This is a genomic window from Streptomyces acidicola (genome assembly GCF_009377235.1).
Taxonomy (GTDB): domain Bacteria; phylum Actinomycetota; class Actinomycetes; order Streptomycetales; family Streptomycetaceae; genus Streptomyces; species Streptomyces acidicola.
Map to the genome: position 1 here is coordinate 28,575 of NZ_VMNX01000011.1, position 15,188 is coordinate 43,762.

Sequence of the window (15,188 nt, forward strand, 5' to 3'; positions counted from 1 at the left end):
CGAGCATCCCGGTACCGCGTTCCCCGGCGCGGGCCGCCAAGGACCTAGGACCGGAGGACGTCATGAGCGTCGACTACGCAGTGATCATCGGATATCTGCTCGGTATCGCCGCCGTCGGATGGTGGGGCAAGAGACGCGCCCGTTCCACCAGCGACTTCCTCGTCGCCGGACGGCGCCTCGGCCCCGGCATGTACACCGGCACGATGGCCGCCGTGGTCATCGGCGGTGCCTCCACCATCGGCGGTGTGCGCCTCGGCTACACCTACGGGCTGTCCGGCGCCTGGATGGTCTTCGCCATCGGCTTCGGACTGCTGGCACTGAGCATCGGCTTCTCCGCGCGCATCGCCCGTCTGCGGGTCTACACCGTCGCCGACATGCTGTCCCTTCGCTACGGCGACTCGGCCAGCATCATCTCCGGCCTGGTGATGTGGATCTACACCCTGATGCTGGCCGTCACCTCCACCATCGCCTACGCCACCGTGTTCGACGTCCTCTTCGACGTGCCCCGCTGGGCCGCCGTCATCATCGGCGGCACCATCGTGGTCGGGTACTCCGCCCTCGGCGGCATGTGGTCGATCACCCTCACCGACATGGTGCAGTTCGTGGTCAAGAGCATCGGCGTTCTCGTGGTCCTGCTGCCGGCAGCGGTCGTCAAGGCGGGCGGCTTCGCGCAGCTCTCCGCCCAACTGCCCGACAGCTACCTGTCGTTCGGCTCCATCGGCGGCGAGAGCATCTTCACCTACGTACTGATCTACACGTTCGGCATGCTGATCGGTCAGGACATCTGGCAGCGCGTCTTCACCGCCCGCAGCGACAAGGTCGCTTCCTGGGGCGGCACCGTCGCCGGCCTGTACTGCCTGGTCTACGCACTGGCCGGCGCCGTGATCGGCATGGCCACCAAAATCCTCCACCCCGACCTCGCCGACGCGGACAGCGCCTTCGCGACCATCGTCAAGAGCACCCTGCCCACCGGCGTCAAAGGCCTGGTGCTGGCCGCCGCCCTGTCCGCGATGATGTCCACCGCCAGCGGCGCCCTGATCGCCTCCGCCACGGTCGTCAACAACGACATCTGGCACCGACTGCGCGCCCTCGGCGGACGCACCGCACACCCGCGGACCGGTGACGACCACGACGAGGTCGCCTCCAACCGGGCCGCCATCATCATCCTCGGCGTGGTGTCCATCGCTCTCGCCTGCCTGCTCGACGACGTTCTCGCAGCGCTCACCGTCGCCTACAACCTGTTGGTCGGCGGCCTGTTGGTGCCCATTCTCGGCGGCCTGCTCTGGAAGCGCGGCAACCTGCCCGGGGCGCTCGCGGCGATGACCGCCGGCAGCGTCACCGTCATCGCCCTGATGGCCGCCGAGGGCATGCTTGCGAACGAACCCATCTACTACGGCCTCGCCGTCAGCCTGGTCGCCTACGTCGCGGTCAGCCTCACCACCCGGCCGACCGAAACACATGTCCTGGAGCAGTGGCGTCGCCGCCTCGCCGGGCAGGCCACCACCGATCTCGACGACAGTCCGACCACGCAGTCCAAGACAGCCGTCACCTCCCTCTGACACACCGACAGGAGCCGAGTTCCATGGCCACCAGCGCCACGACCGCTGACAACGCCCCAGCCCCCACCCTCGCCGCGGCCAGGCCCGTCCCGGCCGAGCCCGCCCCGGCCGAGCCCGCCCCGGACGGACAACAGCACCACGGCGACGAAGAGCAGCGCCTACGCCGCGAACTGGCAGCCGTCTACCGGCTCGTAGCGCACTTCCGTATGACCGACCTGATCTTCACCCACATCTCGCTGCGGCTGCCCGGCCCCGACCACCACTTCCTCATCAACCCCTACGGGCTGCTCTTCGAGGAAATCACCGCCTCGAACCTCGTCAAGATCGACCTGGCCGGCAACCCCGTCGAGCCGACCCCGTACCCGGTCAATCCCGCCGGGTTCGTCATCCACAGCGCGATCCACGCCGCCCGCTCCGATGCCCACTGCGTGCTGCACACCCACACCAAGGCCGGCTGTGCCGTCGCCGCCCAACGGGACGGACTCCTGCCGGTCAACCAGATGTCCATGGAGTTCCACAACCGAGTCGGCTACCACTACTACGAGGGCGTCGCCCTCAACCTCGACGAACAGCAGCGCCTCGTCGCCGACATCGGTGTTCACCCCGCGCTCATCCTGCGCAACCACGGCCTGCTCACCGTCGGCGAGACCGCCGCCCAGGCCTTCCTGCGCATGTACTACCTGGAGAAGGCTTGCGAGATCCAGGTCGCCGCACAAACCGGCGGTACCCCACTCACGCTGCCGCCCGGCGACGTGTGCGAGCGCACGGCTCGCCAACTGCGCGGCGAGGAACACGGATCCGACCTCCAGGACGACCAGGCATACGACCTGGCCTGGCAGGCCCTGCTCCGCCTGGTGGAACGCATCGCCCCCGACTACGCAGACTGATCGAGGCGGTGACGGCGGAAACGTCCCGCACAACTTCCGGTCGCGGGGCCCTGTCCAGCCGAGGTCGAGACTCGTGGGTCGGGTCAGCCCGACGGCCATGGGAGTGGATACTGGCCGTATATACCGGTACGGATCAGGAGCATGGCCAGTGACCAGCGACAATCGCATAGGGCCACCCAGTTTTGGAAGCGAACGCGAGACGCTGCGGGCGTTCCTCGACTTCCACCGAGCGACCCTCGCCATGAAGTGCGAAGGGCTGACCGACGAGGAACTGCGGCAGCAGTCGATGCCACCGTCCACGCTTTCGCTGCTCGGACTCGTGCGGCACATGGCGGAGGTGGAACGTGCCTGGTTCCGCCGCGTGTTCGAGGACAACGACGCGCCCATGGTCTGGTCCGAGGAGATCGACTTCCAGGCGGCGTACGACGCGAGCGCATCGACCAGGGCCGAGGCGTTCACGGCCTGGGAGGCCGAGGTGGCGAACTCGCGCCGTATCGAGCGGGAGGCCGAGTCCCTGGATCTGGCCGGATACCAGCCGAGATGGGCCGAGGAGGTGTCGTTGCGGATGGTCATGGTGCACGTGCTTCTGGAGTACGGCCGCCACAACGGGCACGCGGACTTTCTGCGTGAAGGGGTCGACGGGACCGTGGGCGCCTGATCCGCAGGGTCGTCCACCACTCTCCTAAAGCAGGTGTCGCAGGTTCGAATCCTGCCGGGGGCACAGAGAAACACCAGGTCAGAGCTTGGTTGGGAGTGACGGATGCCCTCCGTGGAGATCGGCGGAGGGCATTCTTACATCAGATGGGAACGCGCTGGGAACGTGCCGTCAGGCGGGCCGTCCACCTGGGTTCATCGCTGGGAACGGCGGGCGCGGCTGGTGGCTCCTTCTGCTTTCCTGCTCGCGGCACCAGGGCGACCTGAGCTTCGTCCTCGGCGTTCTCGAACTGGGGCAGCACCGAGGTGTAGGGATCGGCGGTCAGGGAGTAGCTGCTGCCCCTAGGAGAGCTTGGATCTTCTTCATGTGGATGCGGACGGCCAGGGAGAGTGTGGCAGCGCAGTGTCGGAGATCGTGGAACCGGACGGGCGGCAGGTCAAGCTTCTCCAGAAGAGGATCCGACGGCGCAGTCGGGACGTAGACCGACCGCATCGGCGGCGTCGCGTCAACTGACTGGCGCATCCGGCGGTTTCGTTGAGCGGGCAACCAACCCGGGTCGTTGAACGGGCAGCCAACCCGGGGAGGTGTGTGCCCAGATGCGAGCCCACCAGAGCCGGACCACAATGGCCGTAAGGGGCTCCCGCAGCAGGGGAGTTACTGGGTGTCATCTCGGGCCGCGCCGGACGACGCGGAGTCTTCACCTTCGGTGACCAATGGCAGCAAGCAGCGCCTTCGATATGAGAGAGCAGCGCCATGAATCGTCCTCTGAGAACACATTCCGTCCTGCCTCGGTGGCCAAGCTACCGCGGTGTTTCCCACCTGGTGGGAGCCAGCCCCAGCGGGGCGGTGACCGTTTATGTCGACCCCAGCCTCGGGCCGCAGGGCATGCAGAACGCGACCGACCTCCTGAGCGACGCCGACCGCGTGTTCAACCTGAACAACACCATCTTCAACACCACCGGCGCGCCGGTCAGCGCCATCGTCTTCGCCCTCGGCGGCGTCGCCGACGGCTCCGGCGGCGCGGACCACGACGGCTGCACCTTCCAAAGCGGCGGCGCCATCGAGGTGGACGCCTCCTTCGGCAACCCCGCCCGGGTATCGGGGCTGTTCGAGGCCGAGCTGAGCGAGTGTGCGATGAACGGCCAGCTGTGCGGGCTGAGCACCGGCGAAGCCCTCTCCCGCTGGTGCGCCGCCGTCGCAAGCAACAACGCCCTGGTCGATTTCGCCACCGCCCCGGACTGGGCCGAGCACGGGGCGCGCAACTTCGTCGACCGGACCGACCCGACCGACCGCAACCCGCTGAGCACCGGCTGCGGGATGGCCTTCATCTCCTGCCTCATCAGCCAGGGCCACAAGCTCCCGCAGATCGCACAGGAGATGGTCCCCCTCGGGGACACCGGCACCCTCGCGGAGCTCTACGCCAGGCTGACCGGAGGACCCCAAAGCCAGGCATGGCCCGACTTCGAGCAGGCCATCAAAGGACTACCCGACGGCGTCACCAGCGACGACCCCTTCGGAGCCTTCCCAACCGCCATCTGAAGGCCCAGGCCTGACATGCCTGACCCTTCGGGTTCCAGGACTCCGATGACGGTGATCTGCCCGTCCCGTTCCCTGACGATGTCGCGGGCGGCGTGTTCCTGAACCCCATCCCGGGGCGTCTCGACATCTACGGTGCCGGCCACACGCACACCGCTGCGGTCACCGTGGAGGTGTGGGACGGGGAGCCGCCCGGGCAGGATCCTTCGCGGTGGGATGAACAGGCTGAGGCCGGCTTCGAGTCGACCAGCGGTGAAGTGGCCGTGTGGTCCAAGCTCGCGGGCCGATGACGTGATCACGCTTGGCGAGTCGGGGGGGTGCGGGTGAACTGCGCTGGGCGCAGCGAGGCCGCGGCACTCTCCGAGCAGGAAGGTACTGGCGAAGGCGTGCGGTGCAGAGTCGGCTCCCCTACTGCCGCACGCTCCACAGGCCGTCCGGAACAAGATCAGCACGCACCCGAACACCTTGCCAACCAAGATCGCCATGAGCATGACCGCGCCGACCCGCGGCTCACCTCATTCTGAAACGATCAGTCAAGAGTGCCGGCTGGCAGCTCACACTGACCCAATATGGTTGCGCTCGAGGCTGCCGGGTCGGAGTCGGACAGGCCACCGTTCTCGGAATCGTCGAAGAGGTCACGGAGTTCCTTCCGGTCTCCTCCACGGGCCACTTGAAGATCGCCGAGGGGCTGATGGGTATCCCGGTCGACGACACCTCGGTGGTCGGCTTCACCGCCGTCATCCAGGTCGGCGCGATCGCCGCGGTGCTGGTGTACTTCTCCAAGGACATCGTGCGGATCGTCTCCGCCTGGGGCCGCGGCATCGTCGACCGGGAGGAGCGCCACCACCACGACTACAAGTTCGCCTGGTGGGTCATCAACGCCACCATCCCGATCGTCGTCGTGGGCCTGGCCGCCAAACCGCTCGTCGAGGGGCCGCTTGCCTCACTGTGGGTGGTGGCCGGTTCGCTCATCGTCGGGTCCGATGCGATGTGGGCGGCCGACCAGATGGGCCGGCACAAGCGCGGTGAGGACGACACCGGCTTCAAGGACGCGATGCTGGTCGGCAGCTCGCAGATCCTCGCGCTGCTCTTCCCCGGCTTCTCCCGCTCCGGCGCGACGATGTCCACCGCGCTCATCCTGGACCTGGACCGGGTCGCGGCCACCCGCCTGTCGTTCTTCCTCGGCATCCCGGCACTCACCGGCGCCGGACTGTACGAGCTGAAGGACGCCGTGGGCGCCGGGGTCGGCGGCGCGCCGCTCGTCATCGGAACCGCCGTCTCCCCTGAACGCCGCCGGGCGCAGCTCCGAGGACGCCGCCCGATTCCAGGCGCTGTTCACTGCCGCCCGGACCGCGGACTGGACGGAGTTCCTGGCCGACTGCGGCAAGTTCGAGGCGGAGCTGGCCAAGGAGATCCGCATCGCCAAGTTCACCCTGGCCGAACTGGAGGAAGAGGAGCAGTCGCTGGAGCGGCTGCGACGCCGGCACCGCGACCTGACCGCGCGCGATGTGTTCGGTGCTCCGGAGGCGGCCGAAGCCGCACGGCGCCTCAAGCAGTGCACCGCCGCCTGTGAGGACTACGCCGAACGCGTCTTCCGCGCCCTGCACCAGGCCCCGGAGGGGGAGTAGTGAGCGCGCACACGGCACCGGCCCGGCAGATGTGGCCGCTGTACGCGGCCGGGTTCACCACCGCCTTCGGCGCCCACGACATCGCCGCCAACCTCGGCGGCTTCTCCGAAGACGCCGTCACTTCCCTGCTCGTCCTCGGCGGATTGCTCGCCCTGTACGACGGGGCCGAGGTGATCCTCCAGCCGGTCTTCGGCATCCTCGCCGACAAGATCGGCGCCCGCCCGGTGCTGCTGGGCGGGCTGGTCGCCTTCGCCGCCGCCTCCGCCGTGTACGCCGTCGCGGACAGCCCCGGCTGGCTGTGGGCAGCCCGCCTCGGCCAGGGCGCCGCGGCCTCCGCCTTCTCCCCCTCGGCCTCCGCACTCGTCGCCCGGCTCAACCCAGCGGCCAAGCACGGCCGCGCGTTCGGCTCCTACGGCTTCTACAAGTCCATCGGCTACACCCTCGGTCCGCTGCTCGGCGGGGTCCTGGTGTGGGCCGGTGGCCTACGCCTGCTCTTCGCGGTCCTGGCCATGCTCGGTGCGGCGGTCGCCATCTGGGCCGCGCTCGCCGTCCCTGCCGTACCGCCACTGCCCAAAGCCCGGCAGACGGTGCTCGACCTGGCCCGGCGCCTGGCCGACCCGGCCTTCCTGGCCCCCACCGCGGCCCTGGCTGCGGCGACCGGCGCCCTGTCGGTCGGTGTCGGCTTCCTGCCCGTCTCCGGGCGGGCCACCGGACTGGGCACAGTAGCCACCGGGGCCGCCGTCTCGGTGCTCGCCGCCTGCGCGGCCCTCGTCCAGCCGAGGGCCGGACGCGCGTTGGACGACGGACGCCTCACCGCCCGCGGCGGCATCGCGGCGGGTCTGCTGCTCACCACCGCCGGACTGGGGTGCGCCATGCTGCCCGGCCTCACCGGGGTGCTCCTGGGCGCTGCCCTGATCGGCGCCGGAACCGGCCTGATCACCCCGCTCGGCTTCGCCGCCCTCGCGGCCACCACCCCCCAAGAACGCCTCGGCCAGACCATGGGCGCCGCCGAACCCGGACGCGAACTCGGTGACGCGGGCGGCCCGCTGCTCGTGGCCGCCGTCGCCGCGTCGACCACCCTCACCCACGGCTACGCGGCGCTCGCCGTCCTCCTCGCGTCGGGCGCGGCACTCGCACTCGCCCACCGCAGCACCGCGCCTGCGACGCCCGAGACGGAGACGTGACCGGAAGAGAAACCGCGACGGCCGCTCCCTCGCTCCCCTGCTTCCCAGCGTCCGGGCCGACATCGCCCCACTGCTGGGCCACTGGGGCTACCTGGCGGTCGCCGCCCTGGTGTTCGCCGGGGACTTGAGGGTCCCCGTCCCCGGCCAAACCGTCATGATCATCGCCGCCGTCTTCGCGGGCGCCGGCCGGTTCAATATCGTCGCGGTGGCCGCCATGCCATCGTCTCCGCCGTCTCGGGCGACAACGTCGGGGACGCCGTCGCCCTCGTCGACGTCGACCAGGTGCAGCCAGGCAGACCCTGGAGATCATCGCTCGCCAGGGCCCTGCCCGCTCTCCCCGGCGATGGGCTCAGTTCCGGTCCGGGTAGAGACTCCCGCGCCTCGGCTCATTCCGGTTCGGCCGCCGTCAGGTCGCGTTGCAACAGCAGTGTGTCGATCCACCGTCCGTGCTTGCGGCCGACGGCGGTCAGGCGGCCTGCCTCCGTGAAGCCGCAGCGACGGTGCAGTGCGGCTGAGGCGTCGCTGCCCGTGTCGGCTATGACGGCGATCATCTGGCACACTCCGGCCCGGGCTGCGCCGGCGATCACCTCGTGTAGTAGAGCGTTGCCCAGGCCACGGCCGGTAGCACTCGGGGCGAGATAGATCGTGTCCTCCACCGTGTGGCAGTAGGCGGGTTTGGCCCGCCAGGGAGCCGCGTACGCGAAACCGGCCACCTGGCCGGAGAGTTCGGCGACGACGAACGGCAGACCGCGGCCGGTGAGGTCGTCCAGTCGACGCTCCCAGTCGGCGACACCCGGAACGGTTGTCTCGAATGTCGCGACGGTGTGGAGAACGTAGTGCGCGTAGATGTCGGCCACTGCCTCCTGGTCCCGAGGAGTAGCCGGGCGGATGACCGCCTCGGCATCTGCCATGCCTGCCACGACCAGCTCATTTCTCTATAGCGGAAACAGATGCCATTATAGAGCAATGCTTGATCTGTTGGCGCTGGGCAGGCGCGTCCAGGGACTGCGGCACGACCGGGGACTGACCCTCCAGCAACTGGCGAACACCGCCGATGTGAGTGTGAGCATGCTGTCCTCGGTCGAGCGCGGGCAGAAGGCCCCGACGATCACAGTGCTCGCCCGCATCGCCGAAGGACTCCGAGTCCCTCTTCCCGAACTCGTCGCCCAGTCCGCCGACAGCCGTGCCATCGTGCGACGAGCGGCCGACCAGGACACGGTCCACGAGCCTGGCGGGTGGCACCGGACGGTCCTCTCCCCCGTCGTGCCCGGAGTGAACTTCGAATGGATCCGCACCACTCTGCCGCCCGGCTGCGACGCCAGCGCGTTCCCCGCCTACGCTCCGGGCTCCCACGAGTTCATCGCCGTGGAGTCCGGGACGCTCCGGCTCACCCTCGGAGACGAGGCACTCGTTCTCGACGCGGGTGACTCCGCCTACTTCGCCGCCGACGTCACACACGGTTACGCCAACCCGGGCCCGGAGCCGTGCACTTACCACGTTGCCGCGCTCATCATGCGGCCCCGCTCACCACAGCAGCGCAACCGCCAGTCACCGTGATGCCGGGGGCGTGCCGTACGGCCCGGCTAAAGCTCGAACTCCAGGTGCTCCAGGTCGCTGAACTCAACCTCCAGCCCTTGGGCTCGGCGGCCGCTGTCGCGGAAGTACACCTCGCCCAGTGCCTCGGCGGCGATGTCGCGCAGCGCCTGCTCGCCGGCCCCGGCTTCCTGGGCCTCGAAGAGGCGGGCGGCGTGCTGCGGGGGCAGTGCCACGGTGAGGTGGCGGAGCCGGGGGTCGTCGGTGGTGCCCGGGGCGGCGGTGTAGCCGAAACGGGCGCGGGTGTCGATGACGATGCCGCCGGTCGTGGCCGCGGTCTGCTTGGCTTGCGCGCGGATCTGCGGCTGCCACCGCTTGTACACCTCGCGCTCCAGGCGCTCGGCGAGGTCCCGGCGCGGCTTTTTGATCTGGTCCTTCACATACCGCTCCACGGTCCGCTGGGAGACACGCAACAACTGGGCCACCTGCTTGGTGCCCTTGAGCTGTCTGACCAGGTACCGCATCCGGGCACCCGCCGACTTCGGAGCGGGGCGCGTGAACGCCGCCCGCACCGCCTTGTCGAGCCCATCCCCGACCGTGACCATCGGCTCCCCTACTCCCCGTCGTCCTTGGCGGTGACCTCGCCCGTCTTGACGTAGCGCGCGAGGTTCAGGGCCCGGTCGTACTTCTCCCGTACTTCCTCGGCCCACAGAGTGGTCCGGGTGCCCTCGTGCTTGACCATCCCCGGCGACACCCCCAGGCGGAAGCTTCCAGGCACCGTCTTGCCGTCGGCGTCGTACGGGAGGACGTCCAGCGGGGAGGGCCCGTCGGCGGCGTACACGGCGCAGTCCGACAGGACCGCCACCGGATACCGGCCGGTGGCCGCGGCCAGGTTGAGCATCTTGCGGTGCATGTTGACCCGGGCCCGGGAGATGACGGCCGCGCGGATGTCGGGCCGCCACGTTGGCCTGGAGAGGGCCGGCCAGGCCTGGCCGGGCTTCCAGCCGCCGCCGCGCGCCCGCTCCCGCAGCTTGCCGATGCCGCCCTTCACGGTCGCCTTGATCGCGTCCAGGACGATCGCCATCTCCGGGTCGCGCTGTTTGTAGTCGTCCATCACCCGCAGGAACTCCGCCGGAGGCAGCTTCTCGCCCACGCCCAGGTCGCCCATGGTGTCGACGTAGGCGTTGCGCAGCCGCTTGTACCAGCCGTCCAGGAACTTGCCCTTGTCCTGGCGCACCCAGGCCTCGACCGGGGCGACGTCGTAGCCGAGCTCCACCGCGTACGCCACGGTCGGCGTCGCGTACCAGGCCGGCCCCTCCGGGCGCTCGCCGGTCGGTGTGAACGGGCTGGGCAGCAGGGCCCCTTCGAGCTGCCGCCACTGTTTGGCGACCAGCACCCGGGAGAGGTCGACGTGGGAAAGGTCGACCAACCACGCCCCGGGCAGCGTCGGATCGAACGGCGGGTCGGTCACGTGAACCGGCGGCTGCGCGAGGCCCACGACAGCGCCGTTCGCCGCCGCGCCGAAGGCGAGGTTGACGTCGATGCCGACCACGAAGCGCATCATGCACTCGGCGTCGGTGAGCTCCCGCGCCCAGTCGTACGCCTCCTCGAACAGCATCTCCGCCGGGCCCCGCTGGTGGAAGCGCGGCAGATCGCTCAGCAGCGGGTGCCCGTCCGGGGCCTCGCACGGCGCGCAGTCCATCGCCCGCTCGCCGAGCGATCCGGGACGGTGTTCCTTGTGCCGCCTTCCGTCCTCGTCGGGCCGGCTTGCCCGGGTGGGCGGGTTCAGCGCGGTCATCAGCTCCAGGCCGGTCACGGCGGTGGAGCCGCGCGGCGTCATCACCCGGGCCGCGTACGTGCCGAGCAGCCGGGCGAGTTCGGCCGGCGGAAGCTTCGCCGCGTCGCCCCAGGTCCGTGTGTCCAGCGCGGACCACGACGGGACGCACAGCTGCACGCAACTCCGCTCTCGTCCCTGCGCGGGCCGGTAGATCCGCGCCCACGGCCCCAACCCTCGCTTCGTCAGCTGCCAGTCCGCGCGGTCGAGCTGCTTGAGGACCTTGTGGCCGTCCGGGAGGCGCCCGGCGAGCCGCTCGGACTCCGACAGCGTGACCGGCAGTCCATAGCGCTCCAACGCGGCCTCGGTGAGGACGAGGAGTGGGTCACCGTCCTTCCCGGAGCCGTTCAGCCGCTCCGCCCCCAGCTGCGCCTCCGTCAGCGTCCAGTCCACCAGTGAGGGAAGGGACTTGGCGGGCACGTCCAGGATCAGGCCGCCCACGCAGTACGCCACCACCCGGCGGTCGGCGTCGGCGTCGATGACGGCGAGCGGACCATTGGCGAACCGCGTGTCGAGGGCGGCCGCCGGAGTGGTCTGCTGAGGGGCGGCGCTCCTCGCCCGGGGGCGGCGCGATGTCGATGACGGCCTCGGCCCCGCCTCGGCACGCGACGCACTGTCCGGCACCGAGGCGGGGACGGAGACCGAGACCGGGACGGGGACGGGGACCGGGTGCATGGCGCTGCTCTGGGGATCGGACTTGACCGCGGCCTCATGTGCCTGGCCGACGGAGGGAGTTGGCGCTTCTGACGACGCCTCCGCAGACGGGGCGGGGCCGCTGGCCGTCTCAGGCACCGGCGCCGTGTCCTGCGCGGGAGGGGTGGTGTCGGTGTCAGCGGGGTAGAGCGCCGCGAGTTGCTTCAACAGGCGCGCGTACGCGTCGCGCTCCGGGGGCCTCGGCTCGGTCCTGCCCGCCTCCCAGCCGCTGACGGTCGCTCGCCGTACCTTCAGGGCGGTGGCCACCTCGTCCAGCGTCAGCCCGTGTGCCTGACGCAGCCGTTTGCGCTCGGCAGGCGCCGGCAACGGGGATCGGGACGCGACCAGCGCGTCGACCGCGTCGAACAAGTCGGACATGGAGCACCTCCTGGCTCACAGCCTACTCCATGAACCGTACGGATTCCGTACGGTGGAACATTCATTCTGCGTACGAAACGCGGCCACAACCGTCGCGCAGTCCGAGGGGACGAGGTGGCGGCATGTGATGTACGAGCCGCTCGTCCGTTGCCGATCGCCGTGCGGCAGGATGGGTTTATGAGCGTCGTCAAGATCAACGTACTCACCGTCCCCGCCGAGCAGCGGGAGACGCTGGAGAAGCGGTTCGCGTCCCGTGCCCACGCCGTGGAGAGCTCCGACGGCTTCGAGTGGTTCGAGCTCCTCCGTCCCGTCGAGGGCACCGACAACTACCTCGTCTACACACGGTGGCGTGACGAGGCATCCTTCCAGGCCTGGCTGGAGGGTCCGATGAAGGCAGCCCACCAGGGCGGTGACGCCGAGGCCGGCGAGCGGCCCAAGCCGGCGGCGAGCGGGTCCACCCTGTGGTCCTTCGAGGTCGTGCAGCAGGCGACTCCGACCAACTCGTAGGCGGGTCGTCACGGGCGACAGGGCCAGAGGCCCTGTCGGCTCCGCGGGGACGGCATACGTTCGATCAGTTGGTCCGGTGGAAAACCACTTCCGGATACTCCGGCGACGGCCGGTCCAGCAGCGGCCGGCTGACGCCCTTGAGGTGAAGGTCGAAGAAGGCCGCCACGTAGCGCCGGGTGATCTGCTGCGACCTGTCGCCCGACAGGGGCTCCTCCGGCGGCAGGAGCCCCAACTGGTCGGCGAGGACCGGAATGTCGGTGAACGTAAAGTGCCCCGAACCAGACACGGCCAGCCAGCGCTTCCAGCCGTCGAGGTTCGGCCAGTCACGTACCCAGGAGGTGTCCTCGACCCCGGCGCCCAGCACCATGAAGGGTCGGCCACCGAGACCGCCCGTCGGCACCGGGTCGAAGAAGGAGCCGTCCAGGTTGACCCCGGCACGCATCCGCTGGTCGCCCATCATGGCGGACGCGGCGGAGGCACCGCCGATGGAGTGACCCGCCATGCCGATCCGCGCGGGGTCGATCATGCGGGCGTATCGCCAGGCCGGGAAGCGGTCGGTCAACTGGTCGAGCACGAAAGAGACATCCCGGGCACGGCCGCGGGCGACGGCCCCGTACCCGAGTTCGGGAAGCTTGTCGCAGGCGACGCAGGTGAGAAGCCGGTTGCCCGGGAATGTCGTGCCCACCGACTCGTAGGCGTGGTCCACGGCGGCCACCACGTACCCTCGGCCGGCCAGTTCCTCGGCGAGCGAGGTGAGTGTCGAGCGGTTGACGGTGAATCCGGGCGACAGCACGACCAGTGGAAACTTCCCCCGTAGGGGGGTGGCGCCGGGGCGGGCGTGGGTGCGAGTGCCGCTGAGGGTCTCGGCCGGCACCACCTCGGCCACATCCCGGTCCTCCAGGAAGGCGCGGGCCTCGCCAGTGGTCATGTACGGCGCCGTCGGGCCGCGGCCGGAGCGGGCGGGGTAGTACAGCGACACCATCAGCTCGCGAGCGCCGGCCTCGGACACCCACGGGTCGGGGCGGTCGGTATCGACCAGATGCAGGGTGTCCCGCCCCACCGCCAGCGGCCCTGTGGGGCGCGGCAGTTCGAGGCGGACGCGGTCGCTCTCACCGGCAGTGGACACGCCGGCCGGTGCCGGTACGGGGTGGGCCGTCCCCGTACCGAGGAGTGCGAGGGACAGACCGAGTAACGCGGCGGTGGCGCCGCGGGGCAAACGATTCATGCAGGTGAGGCTAGGCAACAGGAACCCCCTTCACGTCCTGCGGCGAGCTGATCCATGATCGGCCCACGGGCCGATCCGGGGGGCGTGATGTCATGCGGTGGACTGACGAACTCCACGCGACGACGCCCACGCCGGCCGTCAGGAAGCACGCCTGTGCCAGGCCGGCCCCCGGGAAGGCGGGGACGTCCTGGTCTTCTTCGCGTCCGAGTGCGCGGCCGCCCACGCCTGCGGGCCTCGCGGCTCGTGCGTCACACGGCGCAGTCGACGTACAGGGCGTGCGGGATCTTGAGGTAGTTGGCCCAGTGGAACTCGCCGTACGCGGCGACGCCCTCGGCGGAGACCCGGGGGTGGACCCAGGTGACGGTGGTGAAGCCCGCCTCGTGCAGGGCATCCTCGTAGGCTCGCCGCGACCAGCGGTAAGGGAGGAGAGGGAACTCCTCGAATCCGGGCACCTTCATCACCGCCGGGGCCTCGGCGCCGTCCCGGGCGGCCGGGCCGATGGCGAAGTCGATGCCGTAGTGCGCGTACCAACCGGGTTCGACGGCGACATCGGGGTTGAGCGTGGCGAAGACGAACCGGCCGCCGTTCGGTCGGAGGGCGCGGCGCGCGGTGCGGCAGAAGCCGGCCAGCGCCTGCCGGGTGGGTGCGTAGCACAGTACGTACACGGAGGACACCAGGTCGAAGCGGCCGTCGAGTTGGGGGTCGCCCTCGGCAGGTGGGGCGGTGGCTTCGCGTGACAGGTAGGTGATGTCGAGGTCCGCCGCGGCCGCGCGGCGCCGGGCGAAGTCGAGCATGCCGTCGGAGCTGTCGATGCCGGTGGCCGTCGAGGCACCGAGCTCTCGCAGTCTGCGGGTGTAGAGACCGCTGCCGCAGCCCAGGTCCAGAACGGCCCTGCCCGTGATGTCGCCGAGGAGGGTGAACAGGGTGTGGGACTCGATGTGTTCACGGAAGGGCAGTGCGGTGGCCATGCGTTCGTAGGCCTCGGCGAGGCTGTCGAAGTCCGTGCCGTGGTCCTCGTCCATGGTGTGGTCCTCCTGCTCACGGCCGACGGTCCGCCCCCAGGGGGCGTCGGGCAGGGTGGCACGGTCATGGTAGCGCCGGAGGCGCGCCAACTTCCCTTGCAGGCAGGACAGTTGTCTGCGATGACCGGGAACCCGCCTCCGGGTCAGAGTGGGGCGCCGCCGAACTGGATCTCGTTCCCGTCGGGATCGACGTACGCGGCCTTGCGCACGCCGTTCGGGTAGGTCTCCCGCTTCGTGGGCTTCAGGCCACGATCGGCCGCCTGGGCGACGAAGGTGTCCAAGTCGTCGACGAATACGGTGTGCATGGCGTGGCCGGCGTGTTCCGGTCGGTGTTCGATGAACACCGACCGGTGTTCCGCGAGTTCCCACACGGCTTCCGTGTCGCTCGCTACGAACGTGGGTGGGGAGCCGAGCAGGACTTCGTACCACGCCAGCGCGGCCGCGTAGTCGGCGACGGGGATGCCTGCGTACAGGTCGAGGGCCATGCCGCCACATTAGTCCCGCGGTCGCGCCCAAGGTCCCGCGGACAGCGAGTCCGGCAGGAGAA

Annotated in this window: 15 protein-coding genes and 1 pseudogene; 10 read left to right on the top strand and 6 right to left on the bottom strand. The window is 69.9% G+C overall.

What is annotated here, in order from left to right; genetic code table 11:
• Positions 1–62 precede the first annotated feature (62 nt).
• The 8 genes and pseudogenes from FPZ41_RS06235 (at position 63) to FPZ41_RS06270 (ending at position 7,449) form a co-directional block, all read left to right on the top strand.
• A complete protein-coding gene (locus FPZ41_RS06235) occupies positions 63–1,559 on the top strand; it encodes a sodium:solute symporter (protein WP_152859895.1) in 1,497 nt (498 codons plus the stop codon).
• A 23-nt stretch (positions 1,560–1,582) separates the two neighbouring features.
• Positions 1,583–2,446, top strand: coding sequence for a class II aldolase/adducin family protein (locus tag FPZ41_RS06240; protein ID WP_152859897.1), 864 nt, complete (start codon positions 1,583–1,585; stop codon positions 2,444–2,446).
• A 148-nt stretch (positions 2,447–2,594) separates the two neighbouring features.
• Positions 2,595–3,104: a DinB family protein gene (locus tag FPZ41_RS06245; protein ID WP_322619881.1), complete on the top strand. Its 510-nt coding sequence runs from the start codon at positions 2,595–2,597 to the stop codon at positions 3,102–3,104.
• A gap of 882 nt (positions 3,105–3,986) precedes the next feature.
• The gene (locus FPZ41_RS06250) at positions 3,987–4,640 is read left to right on the top strand and encodes a hypothetical protein (protein WP_194236007.1); all 654 of its coding nucleotides are present in this window, start codon (positions 3,987–3,989) and stop codon (positions 4,638–4,640) included.
• A gap of 92 nt (positions 4,641–4,732) precedes the next feature.
• On the top strand, positions 4,733–4,927 hold the full coding sequence (locus FPZ41_RS06255; RefSeq protein WP_152859903.1) for a hypothetical protein: 195 nt from the start codon (positions 4,733–4,735) through the stop codon (positions 4,925–4,927).
• Positions 4,928–5,196: 269 nt separating this feature from the next.
• A pseudogene (locus FPZ41_RS06260) lies at positions 5,197–5,919 on the top strand (undecaprenyl-diphosphate phosphatase); the annotation flags it as partial.
• Between the two features lie 49 nt (positions 5,920–5,968).
• Complete coding sequence (locus FPZ41_RS49800; RefSeq protein WP_322619887.1) at positions 5,969–6,265, top strand: Chromate resistance protein ChrB; 297 nt, start codon at positions 5,969–5,971, stop codon at positions 6,263–6,265.
• Between the two features lie 29 nt (positions 6,266–6,294).
• Positions 6,295–7,449, top strand: a complete 1,155-nt coding sequence (locus FPZ41_RS06270) for an MFS transporter (RefSeq protein WP_152859966.1) — start codon at positions 6,295–6,297, stop codon at positions 7,447–7,449.
• Between the two features lie 386 nt (positions 7,450–7,835).
• Here the strand turns inward: FPZ41_RS06270 and FPZ41_RS06275 are convergent, their stop codons facing one another.
• A complete protein-coding gene (locus tag FPZ41_RS06275; RefSeq protein WP_152859968.1) occupies positions 7,836–8,360 on the bottom strand; it encodes a GNAT family N-acetyltransferase in 525 nt (174 codons plus the stop codon).
• A 55-nt stretch (positions 8,361–8,415) separates the two neighbouring features.
• Between FPZ41_RS06275 and FPZ41_RS06280 the strand changes: the two genes are divergently transcribed.
• Entirely contained in the window at positions 8,416–9,006 is a 591-nt protein-coding gene (locus tag FPZ41_RS06280) for a helix-turn-helix domain-containing protein (protein ID WP_152859905.1), read from the top strand.
• A 26-nt stretch (positions 9,007–9,032) separates the two neighbouring features.
• Here the strand turns inward: FPZ41_RS06280 and tpg are convergent, their stop codons facing one another.
• Positions 9,033–9,587 carry a telomere-protecting terminal protein Tpg gene (gene tpg, locus FPZ41_RS06285; RefSeq protein WP_152859907.1) on the bottom strand — a complete coding sequence of 185 codons (555 nt, stop codon included), beginning with the start codon at positions 9,585–9,587 and terminating at the stop codon, positions 9,033–9,035.
• Between the two features lie 8 nt (positions 9,588–9,595).
• Positions 9,596–11,887 (bottom strand): telomere-associated protein Tap, encoded by a 2,292-nt coding sequence (gene tap / locus FPZ41_RS06290; RefSeq protein WP_152859909.1) that lies wholly within the window; start codon positions 11,885–11,887, stop codon positions 9,596–9,598.
• 177 nt (positions 11,888–12,064) lie between these two features.
• On the opposite strand from tap, the gene FPZ41_RS06295 reads away from it, so the two are divergent.
• On the top strand, positions 12,065–12,394 hold the full coding sequence (locus FPZ41_RS06295) for an antibiotic biosynthesis monooxygenase family protein (RefSeq protein WP_152859911.1): 330 nt from the start codon (positions 12,065–12,067) through the stop codon (positions 12,392–12,394).
• A gap of 64 nt (positions 12,395–12,458) precedes the next feature.
• Here FPZ41_RS06295 and FPZ41_RS06300 read toward each other — a convergent pair whose 3' ends face one another.
• The 3 genes from FPZ41_RS06300 to FPZ41_RS06310 all read right to left on the bottom strand — a co-directional run bounded on the left by FPZ41_RS06300 (position 12,459) and on the right by FPZ41_RS06310 (position 15,126).
• Positions 12,459–13,619 carry an alpha/beta hydrolase family protein gene (locus tag FPZ41_RS06300; protein ID WP_152859913.1) on the bottom strand — a complete coding sequence of 387 codons (1,161 nt, stop codon included), beginning with the start codon at positions 13,617–13,619 and terminating at the stop codon, positions 12,459–12,461.
• Positions 13,620–13,867: 248 nt separating this feature from the next.
• On the bottom strand, positions 13,868–14,641 hold the full coding sequence (locus tag FPZ41_RS06305; protein WP_194236008.1) for a class I SAM-dependent methyltransferase: 774 nt from the start codon (positions 14,639–14,641) through the stop codon (positions 13,868–13,870).
• A gap of 143 nt (positions 14,642–14,784) precedes the next feature.
• Positions 14,785–15,126: a VOC family protein gene (locus FPZ41_RS06310; protein ID WP_152859917.1), complete on the bottom strand. Its 342-nt coding sequence runs from the start codon at positions 15,124–15,126 to the stop codon at positions 14,785–14,787.
• Between the last annotated feature and the right edge of the window lie 62 nt (positions 15,127–15,188).